Genomic DNA, 24,328 nt, shown 5'->3' with positions numbered 1-24,328 from the left:
TGCCTTTTTTCCCTTCAAAGTCGCAGCACATCGCGGCGGGCCAGGCGCGGCGCGTCCTTGTCGCCTGCAATCGCGAAATCGTCGCCAGAAGGCCCTCCTGCGCCGCGCCGGCCACTTACGGGCCGCTGCACGCTGGGCGGCGGCGCCTCGCCTGTCAATTCGGCGTGGAAGGCCAGCTTTGCATCGACATATTCCGCCAAACGGTCGAGCCGCAGGTTCATCTCTTCGAGGTCATCCGCCGACAGCGCCTCGACCAGCCGCCGCTCTGCCTCGATATCGCCCGCCAGAAACGGATGCGTGGCAAGCGCGGTCGCCGCATCGCGCAATTGCCGGAACAGCGTCTGCCACTCCGCCTTGCCGATCCGCTGCGCCGCACGTTTGATCCGCGCCAGATCGGCGGCGGCCATATCGGGGTCGAATGTCTCCATGTTCAAAGCGCCATCCTCATCCGCTCGCCCGCTGCGGCCGGAGGTCCGGCGATGGCCGAAAACAGCCGGTCATCGCCCACCAGCCAGTGCAGCGCCGACATGACGGAACCGGCCCCCGCCGCCATGCCCGCGCCGATCCCGGCGACCCGCGCGGCCGTGCCGGGGGCGGCACCGGCTTCGGCCAGCGCCTCGCTCAGGGCGCTTTCCAGATCGAGCAACGCCGCATCCGCGCTTTCGCGCCGCGCGGCCAGCAGAGTGAACACCTGTTCAAGATCGATCTGCCCGCCAGACGCGCCATCGACCAGATCGCGCTGATCACGGCTGGTCTGTGCTGCGGAAAAAGCGGTCGCCACCAGCACCCCGGCCAGCCCGGAATCGATCCGGTTGTTCAAATCCTCGATCTTCTGTTCCGATGCGGCAATCTTGCTTTCGGCGGTGGAAATGGCGGTCTTTTCCGCATCGGCCTTGCCGCTTTGGGTTTCGATCACGCCATCAAGGCGCGCGATCTCGGCGCTGTCGGTGGCGTTGGCCGCCTGCCACGCCGCGATCTTGTCGGTGTCTGGTGTCTCTTTCGCGCGCTCCGCCGCGATCTTGTCGGTGCGCCCGGCAATCGTTTCGTTCAGCGTTGCGATCTTGCCGGTTGCATTGTCAACCTTGCCCTGCGCCGCATCGCGCCGGGCGGTCGCCGCGTTCAGTGTTTCCTGCTCGTCTTTCATCACCGCCTTTTCGGCGTCGACCTGGCCGGTCAGCCCGGCAAGCGCGGTATTCTGCATCAAAAGTGCCAGCAGCCCCGTCCGGCTGCTTTCGCTGCCCGCAACGCTGCCTTCCGCCTCGTTCGCCTTGACCGTCTTGCCAAGCGCCAGGCTGATCTCTGCGAACAGCGCCTCAAGATCGCCCGCCTCGCGCGGGGCGGCCAGACCGGCGCGCGCCGCGCTGCCGCCGCCCGAAAACCCGGCCGGCAGGACAAGCGCGCGGAGAGCGGCGTTGACGCGATCCACCTCGGGCTTCGGATCCGTGGCCTGATGGGGGGTCGGGACAATCGGGCCGGTGCCTGAAACGGGGATCGACATAAGCATGGGTCCTTTCAACAACGTCTTCGCGCCCGTCCACCCTAGCGCGCCGTCGCACCGCCCCCCTGTGTCTTGCAACACCCCGGCTCAGCGCACGATCTCGGGGAAATCGTCGAACAGCCCTTCGGTGTAGTTATACATCTCGGTGCCCAGTATCCCCGCCGTCGCCGCCAGCGTGATCGCCACCGCCACCAGCTTGAGCGCAAAGCTCAGCGTCTGCTCCTGCACCTGGGTCAAGGCTTGCAGAAGGCTTACGATGATCCCCACCACCGAGGCCACGATGATCGGCGGCATCGACAGCAGCATCACCAGCAGCATAGATTCGCTCAGTTGGAAAAGGGCGTCTTCGGGGCTCATGGCGGGCTCATGTATAGGTCGTGATCAACCCGAGGATCAGGCGCGACCAACCATCGACCATCACGAACAGGAATAGTTTGAACGGCAGCGAAATCGTCAGCGGCGAGACCATCATCATGCCCATCGCCAGCAGGATGTTCGACACGATCAGGTCGATCGCGATGAAAGGCAGGTAAAGCAGGAAGCCGATCTCGAACGCCTCGCGCAGCTGGCCGACGACAAAGGCCGGCAGCATGATCGCGAGGTTTTCCTCGTTCACCGATCCGCCCATTTCGGGCGGCCAGATCTCGCGCGCCGCCTCGATGAAGAAGGTCAGCTCGCGCTGATCTGTATGCCGCGTCAGCCAGTTCAACAACGGGTCCTTGGCGGCGTTGAAGGTCTCGGTCACCGCCTCGACCGAGTTGAACCCGTATTCGCCCGATGACAGGATCTGGAAGGTCGCGACGAACACCGGCGCCATGATATAGCCCGCGATGATGATCGACAGCGCGTTCAGCACCATGTTGGGCGGGATCTGCTGCACCCCCAGCGCGTTGCGCACGAGCAAAAGCACGACCGAGATCTTGATGAAGGCGGTCGCGACCACGGCGATGAAGGGCACTAGCCCCGCGACCACCAGCCCGAGAATGAGGTTGAGCGGATCGATCACCGTCTAGGAACCGGTTTTGCCGCTATCGATCGCGGTGATCCGCACGGCGGGCATGCCGTCGATCTCGATCAGCGTGCCGCGCCCCCAACGCCGCCCGTTGACGAGAATGCGCATCTGCGTTCCGGGCGCGGCCTCCGCGCCCGCGGCGATGTCGAACGGGATCGCACCGCCCTCGGCCAGCGCGCGCAGACCGGCAAGCGTGGTGTCCGTTTCCGCCAGAACGAAGGTCAGGCGCACGGGCAGATCGTCGAGATCGGTCAGGGGGGTATCGCCCGCCTCCGGCGCTTCGGCCATGCCGGGCGCGAGATCGGACGGGTCGTCGTCTTGGGTCATGTGTCGGTCCTCGATGGTCCATCCGCCTTCGCCCCGGCTCAAATGCAGCACGATACCGGGCGCGCGCAGGCGCGGGATAGGGTTTGGCAGAAGCGCATCGCCCGCGCGCAGGCCGCGCAGATCGCAAAGCGGCAGGTCGAGCCGCCCCAGATCGAGAGCGATGCGCAGCGTCACCGCCTCCGCGGCGGCGACGGCAAGCGGGTGCGGCCCCAGATCGGGCAAGCGCCGCCCCGCACGAACCAGCGCCGCACGCGTGCCGCCGAGCAGCAGCCGCGCGGGCCGCTCCCAACCGGGGGCGATCTCGGCGGCGATCCAGACCAGACCGGCGGGCGGCTCCACCGGCGCGCCGATCTCCGGCAGCGGCAGGCCAAGCGCCTCGCGCAGCGCGCCAAACGCGGCCTCCTCCAGCGCGCGCGCCAAAAGCGGCGGCAGGCCCGGCAGATCAGCATTATCAATTTGCGCGCCAAGCGTCTCGGCAAAGGGAAACTCTGCCAGCGCCGCGAATAACTCACGCCCTACGGGGCGCGCAGCAAGCCCCTCGGGCGGAGCATCCACCTCGCTCAGGCGCAGGGTGCCGTTGGGCAGGGCAATGTCGCGATCGAACAGCCGCGCGAGCGTCGTCCAGCCGGCCGGCGCGTTTGCCCCGGTCATGCCGCGTCGCACTGTGCTTCCATCGGCCACGGCTCAGACCTCCCGGACACGTGGTTGCGGTGTTCCGGGGGCGGATGGCAGGGCCGGATCGGCTTCAGCCTCTTCGCGCCGCACGCGCACGGTGCGGTTCGGATGGCGCTGCGCCAGTGATGCCGCCAGATCGCGCAGCGCCGCCTGCTGCGCGGCACCCAGCGGCCCCTGGCCAGCCAGGGTCACATCAAGCGCACCCTGCGACAGCATCAGCGTCACCCCCGCAATCCCAAGGCCCGGCACCGCAAGCGGAAAGGACAACGACATCCCCCGCCCGCCATGCAGCGTGGGCGCAGCGGACAGTTCGCCCTGCACCGCGGCCAGCACCCGTTCGACCCGCGCTTCCATCCGCGCGGCGTCATAGTGCGACGGCACCGGGGGCGCGGCGGGGCGTTCGCCGGGCAGGATGGTGACCACAAATGCCATATCGGACCCGCGCCGCGCGTCCTCGTCCGTCCGGGGCGGCCCCGATTTCGGCGCGTCGGCCTCGGCCATGCCGGACAACAGCGCCGAAAACGCCTGTTCGGCCCGCGCCACATCCCCTGCGCGCTGGGGCGGGCCGGGGCGGTCTGGCGCCTTGCCTTCGGATTTCGCCTGCATCTGCGATTGGGCCTGCCCGCGCGGATCCCGCGGCGCATCCCGTCCCGTGCCATCGCCCATGTCGCGCGGCGGCTGGCCGCTGCCGGGGCGGTCCGGTGTCAGTCCGGTCATGGCATCCCCCGCACCGCATCGGGCGGCGCGCGACGGCCCGACACGCTTTCCTCGATCTCGGCCTCTTCGGCATGAAGAACCTCTGCCGCGCGCGCTTGCGCCAAATCATCGGCCACCATATCGATCTTTTCGGTTTCGGCCCGCCGCGCGGCATGATCGGCACGCGCAACCTCAAGCGCCGCCTCGCACCGCTTCAGGTGATCGCGGGCGCGGGTGGCGCGGTCTTCCAGCCGGCGATGCGCCTCCATGAGCGCCTGAACGCGTTCCTTGGCATCGTCGATCGCGCCCATGCCGACGACACGGCGCATGATCTCGGCATAGATCGCCGCCTCGCGCGCAGGCAGGGTCGTAGCACTCTCCGCCACCGCCGCGCGCGCGGCCTCAAGCCGGTCCCCGGCGCGCGCCACCTCGCGCCGCGTCGCCTGCACCGCGCGCAGGGCCTTGTCCTCGCGCAGCCGCTTGACGCGGCCAAGGGTCGCCACCTGCGAGATCATGCCGCCAGCGCCTTGAGCTTGGCCAGCGTGTCCGCATAGCGCTCGAGCGCACCCGTCGGCTGGCGCAGGAAGTCGCGGATCGCGTCCTGCTTGTCGATGGCCAGATCGGCGCGCGGATCGGTGCCGCGCTGGTATTCGCCGATCTTCACCAGCAATTCGTTTTCGGCATAAAGCGCCAGCCATTCGTTGATCCGCCCCGCCGCCGCGATATGGTCGGGCGCAGCCACCTTGGTCATCACCCGCGATTTCGACGCCAGCACGTCAATCGCCGGATAATGGTTCTGCGCCGCCAGCTTGCGGCTGAGCACGATATGCCCGTCGAGGATCGAGCGCGTCTCGTCGGCCACCGGCTCGTTCATGTCGTCGCCCTCGACCAGCACGGTATACAGCGCGGTGATCGAACCGCGATCGTTCATGCCCACCCTCTCCATCAGCTTGGGCAGGTTGGCAAAGACCGACGGCGGAAAGCCGCGCCGCGTCGGCGGCTCTCCGGCGGCCAGCCCGATCTCGCGCTGTGCGCGGGCGTAGCGCGTGACGCTGTCCATCAGGAACAGCACGCGCTTGCCCTGGTCGCGGTAATATTCTGCGATGGACGTGGCCACGCTCGCCGCCTTGGCTCTCTCCATCGAGGATTTGTCGGAGGTGGCGACCACGATCACCGATTTGGCCAGCCCCTCGGGGCCCAGATCATGCTCGATGAATTCGCGCACCTCGCGGCCGCGTTCGCCGATCAGCGCGAGCACCGTGATATCCACATCCGCGCCGTTGACCAGCATGGCCAGCAGCGTCGATTTCCCGCCCCCGGCGGCGGCAAAGACGCCCATCCGCTGCCCCTCGCCGCAGGTCAGCAACCCGTCGAGCGCGCGCACCCCCAGCGACAGCGGCGTGTCGATGATCCGCCGCGTCATCGGATCGGGCGGGTCTTGATAGACCGGATACTGCGTCTCGGGTGCAAAGGGGCGGTCGAGCCCGTCGATGAAATTGCCGAACCCGTCCAGCACCCGGCCCTGAAGCCCCGGCCCCACGCCAACCGTCTGCACGCGGCCGGTCGGGATAACCTCGGTGGCGGGGGACACGCCCTGCGTCTCGCCAATGGGCGACAGCAGCGCCTCAACCCCCATGAAGCCCACCACTTCGGCGGCCAACCGGTGCCCGGTGGCGCGGGTATAAAGATCGACCAATTCGCCGATCTGCACATCGGGGGCGACGGCATGGATGATGGTCCCCACCACTTTGCGCACCCGGCCCGTCATCCGGTAGGGATGAAACTGCGCCGCCCGTTCGGCAAGGCGCGCTGCCATGCGCTCGGGCGCTGCGGCAACGCGCGCCATGCGGGCCTGCGCCATGTGGTCGATATGATGCGCCTCTGCCATGCCTCAGCCGCCTGGATACAAAAGCGCGCCAAGCTCGGCTTCGGTGTCATCCAGATCGAAGCGCACGACGCCCATGTCGCTTTCCAGCCGCAATTGCGGCGGCACGAGAGCGGCATCCTCGATCACGTCGATCATCTCAAGCCCCGGCAGATCGGCATGCGCGGCCTCGACCGCCGCGCGCGCCTCATCGGCCGCGCCATGCGGCACATAGAGCCGCACCCGCCGTTCCGTCCGCAGCGTCGACAGCGCCGTGCGCACGGTGCGCGTCACCAGATCGCCATCCTCCAGCGTGCCGATGATGCGCAGCACCGAAGCGCTGACCAGTTCGGCCAGCTGCCCCTCGATCCGCGCCAACGCCGAATCGAGCGCCACTTCCTCCACGGCCATCCGCTGCGCCGCCTCGCGTGCGGCCTGCGCCAGACCTTCGGCATGACCCTCGCGCCGCGCCTCTTCGCGCACGGTTTCGGCATCGGCGACGATCGTTGCCGCGCGCGCCTCGGCCTCCTCGATCAGGGTTAGGGCGCTCTCGGCCTCCGCAATCTGCGCGGCGCGCAGGATACCGCCGTCGGCGGCGGTGCGCAGGTTCAGGCCGGTCAGGCTCAGGCGGCGATCCATGACGGCTCCTTCGCGCCCAGCAGTCGGGCGATCTGGCGCGGTGCCGCGCCATCGGGCAACGGATCGGGCATCGGACCGCCGATACGGGCAACCCAGATCTGCGCCGCCAGCACGCTCTGCCGCGCGAGCCATGCACCCAGAACGGCCTCGGCCCGGTCCATCGCGCGCGCGGGTTCGCCCTCGGCCAGCCGCGCCACCGCGCCGTAAAGCACCGCGCCCTGCCGCAGCGCCAGATCAACGCCGTCACTGCCTACACGGTCGATCCAGGCTTGCCGGTCCGCCTTGCGCAAAGCGCCGCGAATGGCGTCTTGCCAGACGGCCCCCGCCAGTGCGCGCAGCACCCTGTCCAGCCGGTCGAATGGGGCAAGCGCCATACGCAGGGCGCGCGCCTCGGCACCATTCGGCTGATGCGTCACCGGCAGCGCGCGCAGGTTCAAAACCTCTGCGATATTCCGCCCAAAGGCCGCCGCGCAGGCCGGAACGCCGATAAGGGGGGCTGCCGCCCCGGCCAGATCGCGCAGGCGTCCCGCGCGCAGGCGTTCATCGGGCCGCGCGCAGAACCGCGCCAGATCGCGAAGCTCGGCACCGCCGGGGCCGGTGATCTGCAACACGGCATCAGACAAGGTCCGCGCCCTCATCCTCGGCCGGCACGGACGCGCGGGGCTTCATCACCCGCCACGCCAGGAACCCGACCGCCCCCGCCAGAAGCGCGATGATCGTCGCCGCGCCGATCCCCAGCATCCGCATCTGTGACACCGCCGATGCCTCGACCCGCACGCCCGGCATAAGCTCGGCCAGTTCCGGCCCGGCGGGGCGGTCGGCCACGACAACCGGCTGCGCCTCGACCAGCACGACGGTCACGGCATCGTAGGACACGCCCTCGATGGCGTTGGCCACCAGCCTGCGCACCTGCGGCATCAGGAAATCGAGGTCATAGCCCGGCTTTTGCTTGATGAACACCGCCGCCGAGGACGGTTTCACATCCTGCCCCAAGGCGGGGTCTTCCGGCATGACGATATGCACCCGCGCGACGGTGACGCCATCGATCTGCTCCAGCGTGCTGGAGACCTCCTCGCTCAGCGCATAGACGAAGCGGATGCGTTCCTCGAAGGGCGAGGACACGATGCCCGACTTGGCAAACACCTTACCCAGCGATTGCCGCGACCCTCGCGGCAGGCCCTGCGCATCGAGGATCGACAACGCGCCGCGCACCTGTCCGTCCGGCACGCTGACGGAAAAGAGCCCATCCCCGGCGGCCACCTTCTGCGCATCGATTCCATCGCCCAGAAGCGCGGCCAACATCTCGTTCGCCTCGCGTTCGGTGAGGCCTGAATAGAGATCGGTCTGGCACGCCGCCAGAAACAGCACGAGGCCGAGCATCGCCAGCGCCCGCGAGGCGCGTTTCACAGGGGTTAGGACAAGGGACATCACGCCGCCTATTGCGCCTTCATCAACGTATCCATCGCCTGCGTGGACTTGCCCGCGAGCTTGCTGCTGACATCGACCATCATGGAATACTGCACGACTTCCATCTGCAGGCCCATCATGTCCGACACATCGAGATCGGTGGCCGCGACCTTGCTGTTCACACGCTCCAGCCCGCCATCGAACGCGCCCCGGATGCGCGCCAGCCCGTCGAGGATCGTCTGCCCGGTGCCGATCCCGCCCTCGGCGGCGGCGCCCGCCGCACCCGCGACCGGCGCGTCAAGTTCCAGACCGTCGATGGCGCGCTGACGGACCGCTTCGTCGCTCGCGGCGGCGGGGGAGGCACTCTGCACCCCGCTTGGCGCCTGCGCCGCCTCCGCGCCCGGCACGAATTGCACCGGCGTGATCTGCGCGGGGCCATGCGCGCCCGATGCCGCGTCCATGGCGTTCGCGAAAGCGCGCAGCGACGATCCGCCCGGCGCTTGCGGCGCGGCGCCCGCGCTGCCCGCCGCGTCGGCAAGACCGCCCTGGCCGACGCTTGGCGGCAGGTAGACCGAATGGCTCATGATCGTCTCTCCTTGTGTTGAAACGCCGCGCGGCTCAGCCGCAGGCGGCGGCGCGGGCGATGCCGGTCAGTTCAGAGCCGGGCGCGATAGTGTCCAATTCCTCGAAAATCTCCCGCGCGCCGGCGCGGTCGCCCTGCCGGGCCAGTGCAACGCAGGTGAAGGCCATCACCGCCTCGGTCTGCGGCGCCTGCGACAAGGCCTGCCGCGCCGCCGCCGGATCGCCCGCCCCAAGCCGCGCCATGGCCAGCCCGACCGGCCCGACCTCCTCATCCGGGCGGATGAGCGTCAGCGCCTCGAAGATGCGCGCGGCCTCTTCGGGCCGGCCCCGGCTGATGCCGAGAAAGCCGATATCGGCCAAGACCTTCACTGCGTCGGAATCAAGCCCGATCGGCATATGCTCTCCTCTTGCGGCTCTAACGGGCGGTGCGCCCCGCCTCTTTGACGGACGCCTGTCGCCCTTTCCCTTCCATCGCGCATCCCGATGCGCGCAGTGAGTGTCAAACATCACCCGCAAGGCACCGGCCGCCGCGCGACATAGAGGCTTCGCACCGATCCACGCCTTTCGATGTGCGCGATACCCGCCGCACCGGCTTTCAGGACCAGACCGAACCCGACATGACCCGCCTTTTGCAAAAGCTGTCCAAGCGCAATGACGTGGTGCTGGCATTCCTGCTGATCGCCATCGTCTTCATGATGATCCTGCCGCTGCCGACGCTGGTGGTGGACATTCTCATCGGGATCAACCTCGCGCTGTCGGCGATCCTACTGATGGTGGCGATCTACCTCAAAGACATCGTCACCTTTTCGGCCTTCCCCTCGATCCTGCTGCTGACCACGCTGTTCCGCCTTGCGCTGTCGATCACCACGACGCGACTGATCCTGCTTCAAGCCGACGCGGGCGAGATCGTGGAAACCTTCGGCAATTTTGTCGTCTCGGGCAACCTTGTCGTCGGAGCGGTGATCTTCCTGATCCTGACCATCGTGAATTTCATGGTCATCACCAAGGGGTCTGAACGCGTGGCCGAAGTGTCGGCACGCTTCAGCCTCGATGCCATGCCCGGCAAACAGATGAGCATCGATTCCGACATGCGCGCCGGCATGATCGACATCACCGACGCCAAGTCGCGGCGCGGCAAGCTGGAAAAGGAAAGCCAGCTTTACGGCGCGATGGACGGGGCGATGAAATTCGTCAAGGGCGATGCCATCGCCGGGCTGATCATCATCTGCGTCAACATCATCGGCGGCATCACCGTCGGCATGACGCAATATGACATGACCACCGGAGAGGCGCTGGAGGTCTATTCGATCCTGACCATCGGCGACGGGCTGGTGGCGCAGATCCCGGCGCTCTTCGTGTCGATCACCGCAGGGTTCATCGTCACCCGTGTCGCGTCAGAAGAAAACGAGGATCTGGGCGCCGATATCGCCCGGCAGGTGGTGGGCGAGCCCAAGGCGCTGCTGATCGCCGCCGCCATCATGCTGGGCTTTGCCGCAATCCCCGGCTTTCCGACGCTGGTGTTCCTGACGCTGGCGGCGATCACCGGCATCGCCGGGATCACCATCATCCGCGGCACCGCCCGCCGGGCCGAGGAGGACGAAAGCCGCTCCATGCCCGCGCTGGCCAGCGCCGCCGCGCCGACGGCGATGCCCGCCTTTCCCGAAGCGGGCGCGCCCGACACTGCGCCGGAGGTCGAGCCGGTGAGCTTTGCGCTCACCGTGCCGCTGATCGTCGATGTCGCCTCCGGCATCCGGTCCGAAATCCAGCCCAAGGTTCTGGATCGCGAGGTCGCACGTGTGCGCCGCGCGCTCTACTTCGATCTGGGCGTGCCCTTTCCCGGCGTGCATCTGCGCCTCAACGATACGCTGCCCGACGGGGCCTACCGCATCCTCGTCAACGAAATCCCCGTCGCCTCGGGACAGGCGCGCGAGGGGCATTTCATGGTGCGCGAGACGACGCAGAACCTCGATATGTTCCAAATCCCCTACGAACGGGGCGACGATTTCCTGCCCGGCACACCGTCGCTCTGGGTGGCGATGCGCCACGCCAATCTGGTGAAACGCGCGGGCGTTCAGGCGATGGCGCTGCCGGGGATGCTGACCTTTCATCTGGCGCATGTGCTCAAATCCCATGCGGGTGAATTCATCGGGGTGCAGGAGACCATGTTCCTGATGAACCAGATGGAAAAGGATTTCGCCGAACTGGTGCGCGAGGTCACCCGCGCGCTGCCGGTGATCACCATCGCCGATGTCCTGCAACGGCTGGTGTCCGAGGAAATCTCGATCCGCGACATGCGCACCGTGCTCGAAGCGCTGGTGGAATGGGGCCAGCGCGAAAAGGATGCGATCCTGCTCACCGAGCATGTGCGCGCCGCACTTGGGCGTTACATCACGCATAAATTCTCGGCCGGGCAATCGGTGATCCCGGCCTATCTGCTGTCCAAACCCGTCGAGGACGAAATTCGCGGCGCGATCCGCCAGACCTCGGGGGCGAGCTACCTCGCCCTGTCTCCCGACACGCATAAACAGCTGATCGGCGCGCTCAAACGCGCGGTCGGAGAGGTGGAGCGGCACACGATGGCCCCGGTGATCCTTGCCCCGATGGATATCCGCCGTTTCCTGCGCAAGATCGTGGAACGGGAATTTCCAAGCCTTGCCGTGCTGTCCTTTCAGGAACTGTCGGCCAATGTGAACGTGCAACCGCTCGAGCGGATCGAACTTGTCTGACGCCGCAGCCCTCCCCGATCCGCGCGGCGCGGCAATACTGGCGGGGCTTGGTGCCGCGCTTTACTGGGGCGGGCTGACGCTTGGCGCGGGCGGTGCGGGTGTGGGTGCCGATACCGCGATGGGCGCGCTTTATCTCGCCGGTGCGCTATGCGCTGCGGCGCGGGACGATAGGCTGCGACGGCTGGCTGTTGCCTTCATCGCCCTGGCCGCGCTCTGGGCTGTGCTGGCCCCTCTATCGGCGGCGGTGCTGGCGGGCGATGCATTGCCGCGCCTGTCGGGGCTGCGGCTTTGGCCGGAGGCGCTTTCGGCGCTTGCCGGAGGTTTGGCACTATCCGCACTGTCCCAGAGCGATGCGGCGGGGCCGATGGATTTGGTCTTCGGCGCGGCGCTCGGCATCGCCATTCTGATGGCCCTCGCCCTGCTCTGGCCCGAGGCCGCAACGGTTCTAACGCGCAGCCCGTTGCACCTCGCACTGACGCTGATCGCCGCCAGCACAATGGCCTTGCTGCTCCGCGCATCGCTTGCCGGCCTCACGCCACGCAGCCGCCGCATGGCGAGCGGGCTGATCGCGCTTTTGCCGCTCTTGGGCTTTGCCGGAACGATCCTCGGCATCATGGGGGCGCTGGCGGCCCTGCCCGATCTTTTCGCGGGCGGGACGGCAGGCAACGACACCGCCGCGCTCGGTGCGCTCTTGGGCGGACTGTCGGGCGCGTTCGAGACGACGCTGATCGGCCTTGTCGCCGCTGCCGCCGCCAGCCTCGCGCTCACCCTGATCGAAACGGCGCGCGATGGCTGAGCCCGATCACGGCGGCGTGCCGTCACTGGCCATGGCCGATATCATGATCGGCCTGTCGGCCATCCTGCTGGTGATCGTGGCGGCGCTTTCGACGCAAGCCGCGCAGCTGGCCAGTGCCGCGCTACAAAGCAGCGCGGATGCTGAAGCGCGGATCGCCCGCGCGGCACAGTCCCATGCGGCGCAAAGCGGCGACCCGGTGCTGATTGCGCAGGCGGATGGGCTGTTATTCGTCGCTCCTACCGGCGACACCGCGATTCCGCTTGATGCCATCGCCACATGGACCCCGCCGCCCCTGCCCGCCGCGCCGCTGCTGATCGTCGGGCCGCGCGGGCTTGAGGCGGATTTCCTGCTTGGTCCGGCGCTCGCCCGCGCGGGCGTGGAGCAAGCGCAACGCCTGCGCATCGCGGGTGCCTGCGCCCGCTTGCTGCGCGGCGCGACGGGGTCGCTGCGCTGTGAGTGATCCTGGCGCGCCGGGCGGCGGCATCTGGATCGCCGACATCGCCGCGAACCTGCTTTGCGTCGTGGTGATCGTGATGTCCCTGATCGCGCTGGCCAATCCGCCCGGCCTGTCGGCGCAAGCCGGCGCACCGGCCCGCACAGCCGCGCCACTGGCCGGGGCCGCGATGGTGGCGATGCTGCACCGGCGGCTGGTGCCCGAACCGGGGATCGGCGCGGTCGATCTGTTGGCAGTCGGGCCGCGCGCGGCGCATATGGAGGGTGCGGCAGAGGTCGATCTCTTCGTCTTCGACCATGCCGCCTATGGATCGCTGCCAGATGCGGGCCTGCCCCGGCAGGAACTCTCCGTCCCCCGCGCGCTGCGGCGGGCCGATGGGGGCGATTGGTCGGGCGCCTTTCTGGCCCTGCGACGCGCGGGCGCGGATCGGGCGGCGTTTACCGAAGGGTTGATCGCCTTGCTCGCTGCGCCAACCGAAGGCGCTACGCCGCAAAACACGCGCCGTTCGCTGCTGCCCCGGATCAAGACGGCGCTCAACGCGCTTGCCGCCGCGATGACGCTGGCCCTGATCCTCGGTCTGGCGCGCCGACGACGCCGGATCAGAGCGTGATCCGTCGCCGCCCCGTGGCATCCGCGCCCTGCCAATCGCCCGGCGGCACCACCTCGCGCAGCGCGGCCAGAACGGTGTCGAGCAAGGCGGCCAGCGCCGCGATAGCGTCGCGCGCCTGCCCCGCCGCCTGAGCCTCGACGATCCGCAGCGCGCGGATTAGCCGCGCCAGATGGGCGGCGACACGGGCCAGATAGGCGGCGGTCTCCTCGGGGGTCATGCCCGCACACTGCTCGGCCATCCGCGCCGGCACAGCCGGTTCCGCCCGCGCAGTGGCCAGGCCGGGGATCGCCGCCAGGTTCACAACGAGCGTAGAGGGATCCGGAACACCGCTCACCGTGCCTGCCGCGCCGAAGGCAGCCGACAGAAGCCCGGCCTCCTGCTGCGAAGGCTCCATCCGGCTCAGGAAGGCGAGGATCGCCTCGGTCGAAAATCCCGCCAGCGCGCCCAGATCCTCCGGCAGCGGCGATGGCGCGGGGGCGGGCAGCCCCGAAAGCGCCGCGAGCCCGAGCGGATCGTCCTCCGCCCCGGCGAAGGACTGAATCATTCCTGTATCAATATCGCCGCCCGCGCCGATCACACGCCCCGCCAGCTCGGCGGCGGCGAGCCCGCGCATGAGCGCCAACGCGTGCCGCGCGTCGAGCTCCATCAGCCGGCCAGCTCCGCCATCCCAAGGCTCCCGGCGATCCGCTCCACCAGAGGCGCGAGCGCCATATGCCCCGCATCGCGCGGCGTGGCGCGAAAGGCGCGCACCGCACGCGCCGCGCCATCCCTGTCGCCCATCGCGAGCCTTGCGCGCGCCAGGTGCCCCTGCGCCGCACCGCTGCCCGGATCGAGCGATATGGCCGTATCGAGCGCCGCGCCGGCCAGATCGAACGCGCCCGCCTCGATCAGCGCGACACCAAGGCCCAGCCACACCGCCGCCCCGCCCGGATCGAGAACGCAGCAGCTCTGGAACAGCACCGCCGCCCGCCGCGCTTGCCCGGCATCGAGCCGCGCATAACCCTGCGCATAGAGTAGATCGGCCACCCCCGGCGGCAGGCCGAGCGTATCGGCGATATCGCGCCCCTCGGCCAGTCCGGCCAATACCGGGGCGAGTGGACCCGCATCAGGCACCAGTTCGGCAAGGCAGTGGCGCAAGAGCGCGCCCTGATCCTCCGCCGCGGCGAGGGTCACGACGCGCGCCGCGCCTGTGCCGCAGCCAGCCCGCCGCGCGCGGCATCGGCCAGCGCGCTGCCATCGGGCGCGCGGTCGAGCGCGCTCTGGAAATCCTCGATGGCGGCGTCGGTCTCGCCCATCGCAGCGGCGGCGAGGCCGAGGAGCAGGAAACCTTCGCCCCGCGCGGGGTGCAGCATCACGATCCGCGCCGCGGTGTTCATCGCCACTTCGAACCGCCCTTCGGCCATCGCGCAGCGGCACAGACCGGCCTGCGGGCCGACGGCACCGGGATCGAGCAGCGCCAGCACAGCAAAACGCACCGCCGCCTCGGCGCTGCGCCCAGCATCGAGATCGGCTTCGGCGGCGCACAGCCCCGCTGCGATCTCGCTCGGGCCGAGCCCGAGTTCGCCTGCCAGGTCGAAATCCGCCAGATGCTGCGCCGCAAGATCGATAAGCGCCTCTTGAGTATGTGTCATGGTGTGCCTCTATCCTCTTGGCCCCGTGGTCAGGGGCGGAAAATCATCATTTCGTCCGGGTCCGTGGCGGGACGGGCCGGCGGTTGCGACGGAACGCCCTGCGCCATCATGGCTGCCCCTGCCAGAACACCATCGCTCTGCCCGGCCCAGTGAAGAAGATCGCGCAGCGCCTCGCCGGCCTGCGCCGGATCGAACCGCCGGATCGCGCCGAGCGCGGTGGGGCGGCCCTTGCCAAGCGCGATATCGGCCAGCCGTGCGCTGCGGTCCGCCACGCTCGCGTCGCTGCCCAGGACCGTCAGCGCGGCGCGATTGACCGACGGCAGCGCGAGCCCGATGCGCAACAGCCGCGTGACCTGATCCTCGGCCCGGCGCGGATCGGGATCGAGCCAGCCCAGCCGCGCGGTCATCAGCGCATCGCGCCCGTCGGGGGCGGCGACGATCTCGATCTCGATACCGTTCGCTTCGAGCGTGTAGCTGGCGCTGACGGCTTCGGCCGGAGCGCCGAGCCCGAGCGCCGCGCGCAACGCGGCCGCCGCACGCGGGACCGGGCCGGTTGGGGATGCGGAGGCCATGTTGCGCCTAGACCCGCGTCATGTTCATCATCATGTCGGTTTCGGCCTGCCGGATCTGGCGCATGAATTCGAGGGTCGCGCGGATCATGTCGGCCAGTTCTTCCATGTTCTTCTTGGCCATTTCCTCGTTCGACTGGCTGACCTGCGCGGCAGCGGCATCCTCCATGCCCTGCGCTTCGTCTATCTTGGCCTGGCTGTCCAGAATACCGCCGGTGAGGTCACCCGAGCTTTTCGCGATCTGGTTCGTCGCGTTGGCCCCGGCCTCAAGGCCCTTTCCAAGGGCTGTTATGCCCGAGCCGATGCCGTTCAGGATTTTTCCAAGCACCTTGTTGGCGTCACCGGCCAGGCCACCCATCCCGCCAAAGGCCGCGCCTTGCGCTGCGGTGATCATGCCAATGGCCGACGCCCCGATCGATACGACGCCCGTGGCAATTCCTATGGCGGCTGTCACGATGGCCGCTTTCAGCGCCTTGTCGGCGGCTTCACGCGTTTCACCGGCCTGTCCAAGAAGCTGCGATTGCGCCGCATCCCGCGCCGAAAGGCGCGATTCAAGGGCCTGTTCCCGGCTCATCGATGCGAACTCGATCAGCAGCTTGCCCAGAATGTTGTCGGACCGCAACGTCGACAGGAACGCCTCCAGCCGCTGCATCGGCGTGCTGTTTTCGTCTTCCAGCACCTTGAGCGCCGATTCCAGCCGCTTCGCACTGGCATCGCCTGCTTTCGAAGCGCCCTCGCCGCCAAGCGCGGCTGACATCGTGGCGCCCGCCGCGGCGTTGGCATTGGCGTCCGGCACGGCCCCCGATGCCGATCCGGCGCCAGCCCCGGTTGCACGGGTCTGCGCTGGGTCACCGGCGCCGGACTGGCCCTCTATGCCGCCCGCCCCGGCAAGATTAGAGGCAGGGGTGGGCAGAGTGCTGTTGATGGGTTTCATGTGTCGCTTCCTTCCTGAAATTCGGGTTAAACGGCAAAGCGCTGGTTGGACATCACGTCGCCGGTGTCCTTCATCATCGAAATTGCCTCGTCGATCATAGCGTTGAACCGCTCAGACGAGGCCATCATCATGGCAAGCGCCTGATCGATCAGGTCGTCAAGCGCGGACATCATCGCATTTAGTTCGTCGCTTTCGGCGAACATATCTGCCGCCTCGTGCTGAAGCTTGGCCGCCTGTATATTCGTCACGCCCCGGGCGATGTCTCCCACGCCGTTGGTGATACCGATGGAGCTCTGGATCATGGTGGGTGCAAGCGATGCAAGCGCAGCGACCTGCGCCGCGCCGCCGCTGAAAATGGCAAATGGCAACATTGCAAGACCCACGGCAAGTGTTGCCGCGGCGACGGTGACCGTTGTGGCGATATTCAGACCCATGATCCACTCATCGCTCAGCTCTGCTCCGAAAAGTTCGACGACGGATGCGACAATGCCCTTGCCGTCGTTCCACTGCTTGCAGGCTTCGTCTGCCCCCGAAAACGCCATGAGCGCACCGGACATGACGATGCCAGCCCCGATCGGAACCGCCACGAGCGCGGAAGCGCCCCCGGTAAATACAGCAACCCCGATGCCAGCGGCGATCGTCACGGCACCCGCCGCCATCACCGCCAAACCGCCCAGGATCTGGGCGACGGCGGTGAATTTGCCCCAGAACCCGCCATCGTCGCGCTTGGCGTTGGCCTCGTCCATCTTCTTTTGGGCCTCCTCAATCCTGGCCTGGTTTTCCAGAAGGTTCTGTTTCTTGATCTCCTGATCGGTCACGACACGGTCGGTTTCGGAATTGCCCTGGGTTTCCTTCATCTTGGCGGCAATCTCGGCCAGGCGGATTTCGAAATCGGGGGCGTTGGCGGCAGGCATGAAATTGCGCAGCGCGCCCAACAGCGACAGACCGGCGGCCAGCGTGGCTTCGGGCAGGGCCGCATCGCTGGCGGCGGTGGCCCCGGCCCCGGCGGCGGGCTTGGCCGCGTCGGCCTCGTTTGTCTGCATCTGCGTGCGGGCCAGCGCGCCCTGGTTCTCGATCCGCATGTTACACTCCTTCACTTTTGAATTCGTTGTCGAAACGCGCCAGCTGCGCCTTGGCCTGTGCCACCGTTTCGGCATGATCGGGCGCATCGCCCGCAAACCTGAGCGTTTCCTGAAACAGTGCCTTGGCCTCATCCAGTTCACCCGCCGCAAGATGCAGTTCGGCCAGCCGCATGTATCCATCCGGGTTGGTCGCATCGAGCGCGAGGAACTGCATGTACATATGCGCCGCGGGCTGCAGCTTGCCCTGAAGCTGCAACACCAGCGCCATGCAGTAGCGATGCCGCGCCTCCAGCGGGTCGATCTGGCCCAGATTGGCAAAGGTATCTGCCGCCTTGTCCAGATCACGCGCCTCGATCTGGCGGATGCCCAGGGCATAAAGCACCTCAAGGTCCTCGGCCGTCAGGCCCATGATCTGCGCAAGCGTTTCGCCATCGCGCAGGCGCTGAAGCCCGTCGCGCAGGGGCGTGCCCTCGTCCAGTGATTGCACGGCCGCGCCAAGCATCGGGTCCACACGCGCCATGACCTCTTGCAGGTCCGTGCCTTCGAAGGGCAGATCGTCGAGTAGCGCCATTCAGAGAATCCTCGTATCACCATGTTGTTGCTTGTGATCCTGCCCGATGTGCAGCCCGCCGGTTGTGCCGGAAGGCACAGCGCGGATCACAGACCGGCCTGCGTGAACAGCTCGTCAAGCGCGGTGAAGCCTGCATCCAGCGTCGGCAGATCGAAACCGCGCGGGGGGAAGGCGAGCGTCAGAACCGGCTGGCCGCTGCGCGTCAGCCCCGGCATGGCGGTCAGGCCAAGCGCGGCGTGAAACCCGCCAGCGGCCAGCGCAGCGCCCTTGCCGATCAAATCGCGCAGGATCACCGGGCGCGTCAGGCTGACCAGCACATCGCCGCTTTCGGCGGCAAGGATGCTCAGCCGCCCGGCCTTTTCGAACGCGAAACTGTAGCCGCCCGCCGCGTCGGGCGCGGCCTCCAGCCCCATCTGGGCGGCAAAGGCGGCAACGGCATCGGTTTGGGCTGCGTCAAGTGTTGGCATGTCAAAGGCCCCCCGTGATACGATCATGCGCCATAGCTGGCCTCTTCCTGTTCGACGACCTGATCGGACAGCGTCAGCAGCACCTGCGCCTGCGGCGCGCGCTGCCCCTCGGTCAAAAGCGCATCGGGCATCGCGGCGTGCAGATCGCGCACGAGATTGACGGCAGCGACGGGCAGATCGGCAGGCTCCGGCCCGAACCCGTCGATCAGGCCGCGCGCGCCCTGCAGGCTGGCGACCGGCGCCCCGGCAAAGCCCAGCACGCGGCCCGCCAGATCGGTGGCATCGGGGCGGGCGTCATCCGCACCGAACATGCGGTCGATCTTGCCAATGGCCTCGGTCGAGGCATCCAGCACCGTGCGCATCTGCTTGAGCCGCGACAGTTCGGTCAGCACCCCGCCCAGCTGCGCAGGCTCGGTCGAGGGGCCGAAACTGGCCATGTCATCGCCCGCCACGCGGATGAAACTGTCCAGCACCGCCTCAAGCTTTTCGGTCAGGGAAAAGTCGCGCAGCGCGGAAAAGATGCGCCCGGCATCGGGCGTGTCGCGCAGCATCGCGCGGTAGCTGTCGCGGTAATCCTGCGGGGTCGCGCCCAGCCCTTCGGCGGCGCGGGCGGCCTCAGGGGCGGCGGCGAACCCGGCGGCAATGTCGCGCGCCAGATCGGGTTGGCGCATCTCGGCGCGCAATTCATCGAGCAGCGCCAGATAGGCGGCGGGCGCGCCCGAGGTCGCGGCCACGTCGCGCACCGTTTCGAGCGCGGCAAAGCGATGCGCGATATCGCCGTCATATTCGGCCAGCAACGCGCGCAGATCATCGGCGCTTGGCAGATCGTTGCCCTTGGCACCGCGGCGAAAGAATTCCTCGAACTTGCTGAATTTCGCCACCAGATCGCGCAGCGCCTGGTCCTTGGGCAGGTTCGGCAGCTTGTCGAGATAGTCGGCAATCCGCCCCAACGCATCAAGGTCGGTGCCCGCGCCCTTGCGCACCTTGACCTTGTCAAGGTCCACCTTGGCGCGGTTCGACGCGGCCATGCCCAGTTCTTCGAGCGCGTCGGTGATATCGGCAGCGGCGGTCGAGACCATCACCGCCTCGCCCGATCCGCGCGCGCGTCCCGCCATGATCTCGGCCCCGACCGGAGAGGCGGCGTTATGGGTGGCGATCTGGGTCTGGATAACCTCGCGCGGGGCGGTGATGGACATGGGCGTTCCTCGGGCAGCGATGACTCGAACGCCCCTACCCTGCCCGGCCCGGCCACGCGCGGCCGTGTCGGTTGGCACAGCGCGGCCCGCCCCACGCGCTATGAACGCCCTATTCCGCAGGAGCCGCGCTTGGACCCGACAACCGCCCCGAATGACCTCGCCGCCGCGATGTCCACCGCTGTGATGATGTTTCGCGGCTTCGAAGGCTGGCTTCTGGGCTTTCTTCTGTGCCTGCCGCGCGCCTATGCGTTCATCGCCGCCTCGCAGCTTTTGCCGCCCACCGCCGTGCCGCGCCTTGCGCGCACCGCGTCGATCCTTGTGATCGCGCTGCCCATCACGCCCGTCGTAGCCCCGCAGGCGCAATCGCTGATCGAAGGCGAGGTGGCGCGGCTGCTGCTTTTCTTCGCCAAGGAATTCGCCATCGGCTTTGTCATGGGGTTCTTCGTGACATGGGTGTTCTGGGCGGTGCAGGCGGCGGGCGCCTTCATCGACAACCAGCGCGGCGCGGCCATCGCGGCGTCGATCGATCCGCTTCAGGGGCATGAAAGTTCACCCCTCGGGCTGCTGTTCAGCCAAGGGTTCATCACCTATTTCTTTGCCGTGGGCGGGTTTACCGTGATCGTCGGGCTGCTTTACCAGTCGTTTCAGGTCTGGCCCGTCACGCGCATGCTGCCCGTCTTTGCCGAGGATTTCCCGGCGACGATCTTTGCCCTGCTCGATCTGGGGATGCGGCTGATGTTCATCTATGCCGCGCCGATCATCGCGGTGATGTTTCTGGCGGAATTCGCGCTTGCGCTGGTGTCGCGTTTCGCGCCGCAGATGCAGGTGTTCATCCTCGCCATGCCGATCAAATCGGGCATCGCGGTGTTCCTGCTGATCTTCTATCTGCCGATCCTGATGCGCCACACGCTTGGCGAGGCAGGCGCGCTTGAAGGGTGGATGGCGCGGCTCTGGTCGATCCTGGAGGCGGGAACCGGCCTGCGTTAATCGAGGTTGATGGCGAGGTTATCCAGCCTCTCGCGATCCAGCACGATGATATGCCGATCCTCAAGAGCGAGGATGCCGTCCTTCTGCCAGCGGCGCAGGGTCTTGTTCACATTCTCCCGCGTGCCGCGCGCCATGACGCCCAGATCGCGCTGCGTCACTTCGGGGCCAAGGCACAGAACCCGCGATCCACGATAGGCCAGATCGTTGCCCATCGCATCGAGCAGACCGCCCAGAAGATAGGCGAGGCGCTAGCTCAGGCTGGGAAAATAGAGCGCGCGGGTGAATTGCATATGCTGGCGATAACGCTGCGCGACAAGCCGCGCGAGCGCCTGCCGCACCGCCGCCTGCGCCGCGCCCTCCTGCCGGATCCAATTCGCTTCGATCCCCATGACGCGCGCGGCGCCGATGGTGGCCGCGGTGTCGCAATGCGGCAGATCGTCGAGCAGGCCGGACTCGCCGAAGGTGCGCCCGGCGGAGATGATGTTGTAGAGCGTGACGAACCCATCCTCGCCAATATAGGTCAGCCGGATATGACCGCTCAGCAGGATATAAAGATATTCGGTCGCGTCTTCCTGAAAATAGACCACCGAATTGGCATCGAGATCGCGCATCCGCGCATTGGCCAGAAGCGCCGCGCCGACATCGTCGCCCAGACCGGAAAGATCGCCGAGATCGGTTCTTGCCAACACGTCCCGGTCACGCTCCTTGCGAAGCGATATGCAGGGCTGCGCAGGTGCGCTCTGGCAAGGCTCCCCGGCCCGCGCCTGAATGACGACCCCGCCATGCGGCGCGCTCCAGTCCCGTTTGCGTTCGCTGATCATATCCCGCCATTCCGCCCGTTCCCCGCGCGTGATCTTCCCGCCCGTCATCCGGGTCTTTTGGGTTCGCGCAAGTTCCGAGGATTATGCGATCGCGCTGCGGCGGTCTATCGATGGATCCATCGGGTTTCGGAAGAAAACATGCCGGGGATATTGATAATTATCATCAATCGGCGGCGCATATGCTCACCAACCCAAAAAGAGCCGGCTGCCGCGCCCGTCGCTTTCAAGCTGCAGCGTCGCGCCGATCGCCCTCGCCCGCACCCGCTGCGAGCGAAGCCCGTGCCCCCGCCGCCCGGCGGCGCTCACGTCGAACCCCTTGCCGTCATCGCACAGCAGGATATGCGAGCCGCCGGTGACGACGGTGATCCGCGTCGCGCCCGCATGTTTGACGACATTGGTGATGAACTCCTGCACGATGCGCAGAAGGTTGATATTGCAGGTCGGCGTCGGGTTCGGCAGGCGCGGGGTTTCCTCGACCTGCCAGTCGAAGCAGACCCCCTGCCGCTCCAGCATAGGCTCGATCCGCGCGCGCAGGGCGCCCAGCAGGCTGACCACATCGCCGGGATTGTAAAGACTGTCCACCATCAGCCCCAGATCGGTCTGTGCCTCTTCGAGAACCTCGCGCAGATGCGGATCGGAATGGGGCGATTGGCGCAGGCCTGCGAGCGCATTGGCCAGATGCCCGCCGACCCCGTCATGCAGGTCCATCATGATCCGCTGCCTTTCCTGCGCCAGAAGCGCCTCGCGCTCGCTGGCCTCCAATTGCCGGGCGGTCTGGCGCAGCGCACGGGTGCGTTCGATGATCCGCCCGCGCATCCGGTCCGACAGCGCCTCCTGATGGGCCAGCGCGGTGACAAGCTGCACCACGACGAGCCATCCGGTCACGAACATGAAGACCAGCGGCATGAACTGGCCCAACTGCATGTCCACGGGCGGCGGCGAGAGGTAGAGGAACATCGCGTCATGCACGGCTAGCGCCGCCGTGAAAGACGCCGCCCCGTAAAGCGTGGCGAAACGTCCACGCGTCGTGAACCGGCGGTCGCGGATCAGCGTTGCCAGAAGGTAAAGCGTGATCGCCAGCATCCCGCATTGCACCAGCCCCGACATGATGAGCAGATAGGGCTCCGGCGTCATCAGCATGACAGCAAGCGAGAGCACCGCATAGCCAAGCGTCACCTGCTCAGCCGTATCGGTGCGGCGCCGCAGGAAACGGCGGATGAAGCGATGCAGGCACGCGACGAGGAACGGAACCGTCGCTGTCCAGATCACCATCCACAGCGCGTCGGGGATCGGCGGGCTGGAGCCGAGATAGTGCAGGCTGAGCATCGCCGTCGCGGCACCGGCGAAGGCGGCCCAGTGATAGACCCGGTCGCGCCGCCGCACCACCGCCAAAACCGCCAGCCCGGCGGTGCACAGAAGCGCCAGCAACAGACCGAACCACGCGACATCCCCGGTCAACCGCGCCCGCAGCGCGTAGCGTTGCGCCAAGACCTGATCGGGACCGAACTGGAACGCTGCCAGCATCGGCGGAAACAGCGGCGCGCTATGAACGACGATGTCCAGCGTCGCGCGACCTTGCGGGAGTATTTCTTGCGGTAGGCGGGTATAGGCCGGCGTGCTCCAGTGCCAATAGGGGCCGCCCTCCGGGGCCGTCCGCAGCACCAGCGCGCCATCGAGATACACATCCAGCCCGTCGGCAAAGCGTGGAAAGTAGAGCGCCATCGGACCGGGACCGGGGTTCTGCGGTACCGGGGTTTCGACCCTGATCCGCAGTTTCGTCTCGACCGCGCCGGTCACCGGAAGCGCCACCGGCACGCCGTCGCACGGATCCTCCGGAAACGCGGTGCTGCACAGGATCGCGGTCTCGATGGACACCGCGCGGCGCGGTGCGTCCTCGTTCGGGCCGACCGCGATCAGCGCTGCGAGCATGATCGCGACCACCCCAAGCGACAGGGCAAGCCTGACGCAACAGGCAAGCGCTTTCATAACAGGCCCAACCGGGCTGCAATGGTGACAGCCTCGATATTGGAACGCACTTCGAGCTTGCGGTAGATCGCATTGATATGCGTGCCCACGGTGCTGACCGAAATACCCAGCCGCCCGGCCACTTCCTCGCGCTTGTAGCCGCGAGAAACGAGCCGCAGGATTTCCAGCTCGCGCCGCGTCAGGTCGGGCACCTCTCCCTCGGGCCTGGTGCCGGGCGCGCGCTCCACCAGCGCGAGCAGATGCCGCGCGACCTGGGGGCTGACCGGGCTGCCCCCCGCCAACACTGTGCGCACCACCTCGGCGGTGCGGTCCAACGCCTCGAACTTGAGCACATAGCCCCTTGCACCCAGACGGATCGCATCGACGACCTGCTGTTCCTCTCCGATCACGCTGATGACGATGGATTCGCAATCCCAATCGGCCGCCGCCACAGCGCGGACGATCTCCAAGCCCGACCCGTCGGGCAGGCCCATATCCGTCAGGACCACCCGCGGCCGCAGCCGCGCCAGAGCCTCCAGCCCCTCGGCCACGCCGCGCGCAGGCGGCGCGACAGCCATGTCGCCAGAGCCCTCGATCTGGCGATAGATCTGCTCGGCCGTCCGCTCGCGGTCCTCGACGATCAGGATCAAAGGCACGGCCCCGGACGTTCCGGGCGCTATCGCTTGAGACATGTTCGGACTCTGTCAGCCGGTTTCAACGGGGTCGAGTGTGATGCCTCTAGAAACCGGAAAGGTGGAGGGGATTCAAGCGGGAGATCGCTGCGCAGGACTCTAACCCGGCTTCAATTCGCTACCGAAG

General features: G+C 67.5%; 30 protein-coding genes and 1 pseudogene. 5 read left to right on the top strand and 26 right to left on the bottom strand.

Features of this window, described 5'->3' with window-relative positions; all coding sequences use genetic code 11:
- Positions 1-14: 14 nt before the first annotated feature.
- From M3465_RS13510 to M3465_RS13450, 13 genes are all read right to left on the bottom strand, one after another.
- Complete coding sequence (locus M3465_RS13510) at positions 15-428, bottom strand: hypothetical protein (protein WP_249502291.1); 414 nt, start codon at positions 426-428, stop codon at positions 15-17.
- Between the two features lie 2 nt (positions 429-430).
- Positions 431-1,498: a coiled-coil domain-containing protein gene (locus tag M3465_RS13505; protein ID WP_249502290.1), complete on the bottom strand. Its 1,068-nt coding sequence runs from the start codon at positions 1,496-1,498 to the stop codon at positions 431-433.
- Positions 1,499-1,585: 87 nt separating this feature from the next.
- Positions 1,586-1,855, bottom strand: coding sequence for a type III secretion system export apparatus subunit SctS (gene sctS / locus M3465_RS13500; RefSeq protein WP_249502289.1), 270 nt, complete (start codon positions 1,853-1,855; stop codon positions 1,586-1,588).
- 7 nt (positions 1,856-1,862) lie between these two features.
- Positions 1,863-2,504 (bottom strand): type III secretion system export apparatus subunit SctR, encoded by a 642-nt coding sequence (gene sctR, locus M3465_RS13495; RefSeq protein ID WP_249502288.1) that lies wholly within the window; start codon positions 2,502-2,504, stop codon positions 1,863-1,865.
- Positions 2,505-2,507: 3 nt separating this feature from the next.
- On the bottom strand, positions 2,508-3,488 hold the full coding sequence (locus M3465_RS13490) for a FliM/FliN family flagellar motor switch protein (protein WP_249502287.1): 981 nt from the start codon (positions 3,486-3,488) through the stop codon (positions 2,508-2,510).
- Positions 3,489-3,521: 33 nt separating this feature from the next.
- A complete protein-coding gene (locus tag M3465_RS13485) occupies positions 3,522-4,229 on the bottom strand; it encodes a hypothetical protein (RefSeq protein ID WP_249502286.1) in 708 nt (235 codons plus the stop codon).
- Positions 4,226-4,723 carry a type III secretion system stalk subunit SctO gene (gene sctO, locus M3465_RS13480; RefSeq protein ID WP_249502285.1) on the bottom strand — a complete coding sequence of 166 codons (498 nt, stop codon included), beginning with the start codon at positions 4,721-4,723 and terminating at the stop codon, positions 4,226-4,228. Before sctO ends, M3465_RS13485 begins: the two co-directional genes overlap by 4 nt.
- A complete protein-coding gene (sctN, locus tag M3465_RS13475; protein WP_283255048.1) occupies positions 4,720-6,096 on the bottom strand; it encodes a type III secretion system ATPase SctN in 1,377 nt (458 codons plus the stop codon). The genes sctO and sctN overlap by 4 nt, the downstream gene beginning before the upstream one ends.
- A 3-nt stretch (positions 6,097-6,099) precedes the next feature.
- Entirely contained in the window at positions 6,100-6,711 is a 612-nt protein-coding gene (gene sctL, locus M3465_RS13470; RefSeq protein WP_249502284.1) for a type III secretion system stator protein SctL, read from the bottom strand.
- Complete coding sequence (locus tag M3465_RS13465) at positions 6,696-7,334, bottom strand: hypothetical protein (protein WP_249502283.1); 639 nt, start codon at positions 7,332-7,334, stop codon at positions 6,696-6,698. The genes sctL and M3465_RS13465 overlap by 16 nt, the downstream gene beginning before the upstream one ends.
- Positions 7,327-8,139, bottom strand: a complete 813-nt coding sequence (gene sctJ / locus M3465_RS13460) for a type III secretion system inner membrane ring lipoprotein SctJ (protein WP_249502282.1) — start codon at positions 8,137-8,139, stop codon at positions 7,327-7,329. Before sctJ ends, M3465_RS13465 begins: the two co-directional genes overlap by 8 nt.
- An 8-nt stretch (positions 8,140-8,147) precedes the next feature.
- Positions 8,148-8,702, bottom strand: coding sequence for a type III secretion system inner rod subunit SctI (gene sctI, locus M3465_RS13455; RefSeq protein WP_249502281.1), 555 nt, complete (start codon positions 8,700-8,702; stop codon positions 8,148-8,150).
- 34 nt (positions 8,703-8,736) lie between these two features.
- Positions 8,737-9,096, bottom strand: a complete 360-nt coding sequence (locus M3465_RS13450; RefSeq protein ID WP_249502280.1) for a tetratricopeptide repeat protein — start codon at positions 9,094-9,096, stop codon at positions 8,737-8,739.
- A 173-nt stretch (positions 9,097-9,269) separates the two neighbouring features.
- On the opposite strand from M3465_RS13450, the gene sctV reads away from it, so the two are divergent.
- The 4 genes from sctV to M3465_RS13430 are packed head-to-tail and all read left to right on the top strand — an operon-like array spanning position 9,270 to position 13,286.
- Positions 9,270-11,426, top strand: a complete 2,157-nt coding sequence (sctV, locus tag M3465_RS13445) for a type III secretion system export apparatus subunit SctV (protein WP_349305043.1) — start codon at positions 9,270-9,272, stop codon at positions 11,424-11,426.
- Positions 11,419-12,222: a MotA/TolQ/ExbB proton channel family protein gene (locus tag M3465_RS13440; protein WP_249502279.1), complete on the top strand. Its 804-nt coding sequence runs from the start codon at positions 11,419-11,421 to the stop codon at positions 12,220-12,222. Before sctV ends, M3465_RS13440 begins: the two co-directional genes overlap by 8 nt.
- The gene (locus M3465_RS13435) at positions 12,215-12,682 is read left to right on the top strand and encodes a hypothetical protein (protein WP_249502278.1); all 468 of its coding nucleotides are present in this window, start codon (positions 12,215-12,217) and stop codon (positions 12,680-12,682) included. Before M3465_RS13440 ends, M3465_RS13435 begins: the two co-directional genes overlap by 8 nt.
- Entirely contained in the window at positions 12,675-13,286 is a 612-nt protein-coding gene (locus tag M3465_RS13430; protein WP_249502277.1) for a hypothetical protein, read from the top strand. The genes M3465_RS13435 and M3465_RS13430 overlap by 8 nt, the downstream gene beginning before the upstream one ends.
- On the opposite strand, the gene M3465_RS13425 is transcribed toward M3465_RS13430, so the two are convergent.
- The 9 genes from M3465_RS13425 to M3465_RS13385 all read right to left on the bottom strand — a co-directional run bounded on the left by M3465_RS13425 (position 13,276) and on the right by M3465_RS13385 (position 19,736).
- The gene (locus tag M3465_RS13425) at positions 13,276-13,932 is read right to left on the bottom strand and encodes a hypothetical protein (protein WP_249502276.1); all 657 of its coding nucleotides are present in this window, start codon (positions 13,930-13,932) and stop codon (positions 13,276-13,278) included. The genes M3465_RS13430 and M3465_RS13425 overlap by 11 nt on opposite strands.
- Positions 13,932-14,459: a tetratricopeptide repeat protein gene (locus M3465_RS13420; RefSeq protein ID WP_249502275.1), complete on the bottom strand. Its 528-nt coding sequence runs from the start codon at positions 14,457-14,459 to the stop codon at positions 13,932-13,934. Before M3465_RS13420 ends, M3465_RS13425 begins: the two co-directional genes overlap by 1 nt.
- A complete protein-coding gene (locus M3465_RS13415; protein WP_249502274.1) occupies positions 14,456-14,917 on the bottom strand; it encodes a hypothetical protein in 462 nt (153 codons plus the stop codon). The genes M3465_RS13420 and M3465_RS13415 overlap by 4 nt, the downstream gene beginning before the upstream one ends.
- A 29-nt stretch (positions 14,918-14,946) precedes the next feature.
- Positions 14,947-15,489, bottom strand: a complete 543-nt coding sequence (locus tag M3465_RS13410; protein WP_249502273.1) for a hypothetical protein — start codon at positions 15,487-15,489, stop codon at positions 14,947-14,949.
- Positions 15,490-15,496: 7 nt separating this feature from the next.
- A complete protein-coding gene (locus M3465_RS13405) occupies positions 15,497-16,420 on the bottom strand; it encodes a hypothetical protein (RefSeq protein ID WP_249502272.1) in 924 nt (307 codons plus the stop codon).
- Between the two features lie 26 nt (positions 16,421-16,446).
- Positions 16,447-17,502: a hypothetical protein gene (locus M3465_RS13400; protein ID WP_249502271.1), complete on the bottom strand. Its 1,056-nt coding sequence runs from the start codon at positions 17,500-17,502 to the stop codon at positions 16,447-16,449.
- Between the two features lies 1 nt (position 17,503).
- Positions 17,504-18,073 (bottom strand): tetratricopeptide repeat protein, encoded by a 570-nt coding sequence (locus tag M3465_RS13395; RefSeq protein WP_249502270.1) that lies wholly within the window; start codon positions 18,071-18,073, stop codon positions 17,504-17,506.
- A gap of 86 nt (positions 18,074-18,159) precedes the next feature.
- Positions 18,160-18,540, bottom strand: a complete 381-nt coding sequence (locus M3465_RS13390; protein ID WP_249502269.1) for a type III secretion system chaperone family protein — start codon at positions 18,538-18,540, stop codon at positions 18,160-18,162.
- A 23-nt stretch (positions 18,541-18,563) separates the two neighbouring features.
- A complete protein-coding gene (locus tag M3465_RS13385; RefSeq protein WP_249502268.1) occupies positions 18,564-19,736 on the bottom strand; it encodes an HrpJ domain-containing protein in 1,173 nt (390 codons plus the stop codon).
- A gap of 129 nt (positions 19,737-19,865) precedes the next feature.
- Here M3465_RS13385 and sctT point away from each other — a divergent pair, with 129 nt between their 5' ends.
- Positions 19,866-20,723 carry a type III secretion system export apparatus subunit SctT gene (gene sctT, locus M3465_RS13380; RefSeq protein WP_249502267.1) on the top strand — a complete coding sequence of 286 codons (858 nt, stop codon included), beginning with the start codon at positions 19,866-19,868 and terminating at the stop codon, positions 20,721-20,723.
- Here sctT and M3465_RS13375 read toward each other — a convergent pair.
- The 4 genes and pseudogenes from M3465_RS13375 to M3465_RS13360 all read right to left on the bottom strand — a co-directional run.
- Positions 20,720-20,959, bottom strand: a pseudogene (locus M3465_RS13375) (helix-turn-helix domain-containing protein); the annotation flags it as partial. The gene sctT and the pseudogene M3465_RS13375 sit on opposite strands and share 4 nt — an antisense overlap.
- 12 nt (positions 20,960-20,971) lie before the next feature.
- The gene (locus tag M3465_RS13370; RefSeq protein ID WP_249502265.1) at positions 20,972-21,544 is read right to left on the bottom strand and encodes a Crp/Fnr family transcriptional regulator; all 573 of its coding nucleotides are present in this window, start codon (positions 21,542-21,544) and stop codon (positions 20,972-20,974) included.
- 183 nt (positions 21,545-21,727) lie between these two features.
- Positions 21,728-23,530: a sensor histidine kinase gene (locus tag M3465_RS13365; protein WP_249502264.1), complete on the bottom strand. Its 1,803-nt coding sequence runs from the start codon at positions 23,528-23,530 to the stop codon at positions 21,728-21,730.
- The gene (locus tag M3465_RS13360; protein ID WP_249502263.1) at positions 23,527-24,201 is read right to left on the bottom strand and encodes a LuxR C-terminal-related transcriptional regulator; all 675 of its coding nucleotides are present in this window, start codon (positions 24,199-24,201) and stop codon (positions 23,527-23,529) included. The genes M3465_RS13365 and M3465_RS13360 overlap by 4 nt, the downstream gene beginning before the upstream one ends.
- Between the last annotated feature and the right edge of the window lie 127 nt (positions 24,202-24,328).

Origin of the sequence: Marivita sp. GX14005, from assembly GCF_023370775.1 — a bacterium.
In the GTDB taxonomy this organism is placed as follows: domain Bacteria; phylum Pseudomonadota; class Alphaproteobacteria; order Rhodobacterales; family Rhodobacteraceae; genus Marivita.
Note: the sequence above shows the minus strand (reverse complement) of the source record. Positions and strands in the feature narration are given on the sequence as shown.

Excerpts from the sequence above, each read along its gene's own strand:
- M3465_RS13435 (WP_249502278.1), top strand. The coding sequence starts at position 12,215 with ATGGCTGAGCCCGATCACGGCGGCGTGCCGTCACTGGCCATGGCCGAT.
- sctS (WP_249502289.1), bottom strand. The coding sequence starts at position 1,855 with ATGAGCCCCGAAGACGCCCTTTTCCAACTGAGCGAATCTATGCTGCTG.
- M3465_RS13505 (WP_249502290.1), bottom strand. The coding sequence starts at position 1,498 with ATGTCGATCCCCGTTTCAGGCACCGGCCCGATTGTCCCGACCCCCCAT.
- M3465_RS13510 (WP_249502291.1), bottom strand. The coding sequence starts at position 428 with ATGGAGACATTCGACCCCGATATGGCCGCCGCCGATCTGGCGCGGATC.
- sctL (WP_249502284.1), bottom strand. The coding sequence starts at position 6,711 with ATGGATCGCCGCCTGAGCCTGACCGGCCTGAACCTGCGCACCGCCGCC.
- M3465_RS13485 (WP_249502286.1), bottom strand. The coding sequence starts at position 4,229 with ATGACCGGACTGACACCGGACCGCCCCGGCAGCGGCCAGCCGCCGCGC.
- M3465_RS13405 (WP_249502272.1), bottom strand. The coding sequence starts at position 16,420 with ATGAAACCCATCAACAGCACTCTGCCCACCCCTGCCTCTAATCTTGCC.
- M3465_RS13365 (WP_249502264.1), bottom strand. The coding sequence starts at position 23,530 with ATGAAAGCGCTTGCCTGTTGCGTCAGGCTTGCCCTGTCGCTTGGGGTG.
- M3465_RS13395 (WP_249502270.1), bottom strand. The coding sequence starts at position 18,073 with ATGGCGCTACTCGACGATCTGCCCTTCGAAGGCACGGACCTGCAAGAG.
- M3465_RS13415 (WP_249502274.1), bottom strand. The coding sequence starts at position 14,917 with ATGACACATACTCAAGAGGCGCTTATCGATCTTGCGGCGCAGCATCTG.
- M3465_RS13360 (WP_249502263.1), bottom strand. The coding sequence starts at position 24,201 with ATGTCTCAAGCGATAGCGCCCGGAACGTCCGGGGCCGTGCCTTTGATC.
- M3465_RS13490 (WP_249502287.1), bottom strand. The coding sequence starts at position 3,488 with ATGACCGGGGCAAACGCGCCGGCCGGCTGGACGACGCTCGCGCGGCTG.
- sctJ (WP_249502282.1), bottom strand. The coding sequence starts at position 8,139 with ATGTCCCTTGTCCTAACCCCTGTGAAACGCGCCTCGCGGGCGCTGGCG.
- sctI (WP_249502281.1), bottom strand. The coding sequence starts at position 8,702 with ATGAGCCATTCGGTCTACCTGCCGCCAAGCGTCGGCCAGGGCGGTCTT.
- sctO (WP_249502285.1), bottom strand. The coding sequence starts at position 4,723 with ATGATCTCGCAGGTGGCGACCCTTGGCCGCGTCAAGCGGCTGCGCGAG.
- M3465_RS13425 (WP_249502276.1), bottom strand. The coding sequence starts at position 13,932 with ATGGAGCTCGACGCGCGGCACGCGTTGGCGCTCATGCGCGGGCTCGCC.
- M3465_RS13410 (WP_249502273.1), bottom strand. The coding sequence starts at position 15,489 with ATGGCCTCCGCATCCCCAACCGGCCCGGTCCCGCGTGCGGCGGCCGCG.
- M3465_RS13370 (WP_249502265.1), bottom strand. The coding sequence starts at position 21,544 with ATGATCAGCGAACGCAAACGGGACTGGAGCGCGCCGCATGGCGGGGTC.
- M3465_RS13450 (WP_249502280.1), bottom strand. The coding sequence starts at position 9,096 with ATGCCGATCGGGCTTGATTCCGACGCAGTGAAGGTCTTGGCCGATATC.
- M3465_RS13385 (WP_249502268.1), bottom strand. The coding sequence starts at position 19,736 with ATGTCCATCACCGCCCCGCGCGAGGTTATCCAGACCCAGATCGCCACC.
- M3465_RS13390 (WP_249502269.1), bottom strand. The coding sequence starts at position 18,540 with ATGCCAACACTTGACGCAGCCCAAACCGATGCCGTTGCCGCCTTTGCC.
- sctN (WP_283255048.1), bottom strand. The coding sequence starts at position 6,096 with ATGGCAGAGGCGCATCATATCGACCACATGGCGCAGGCCCGCATGGCG.
- M3465_RS13400 (WP_249502271.1), bottom strand. The coding sequence starts at position 17,502 with ATGCGGATCGAGAACCAGGGCGCGCTGGCCCGCACGCAGATGCAGACA.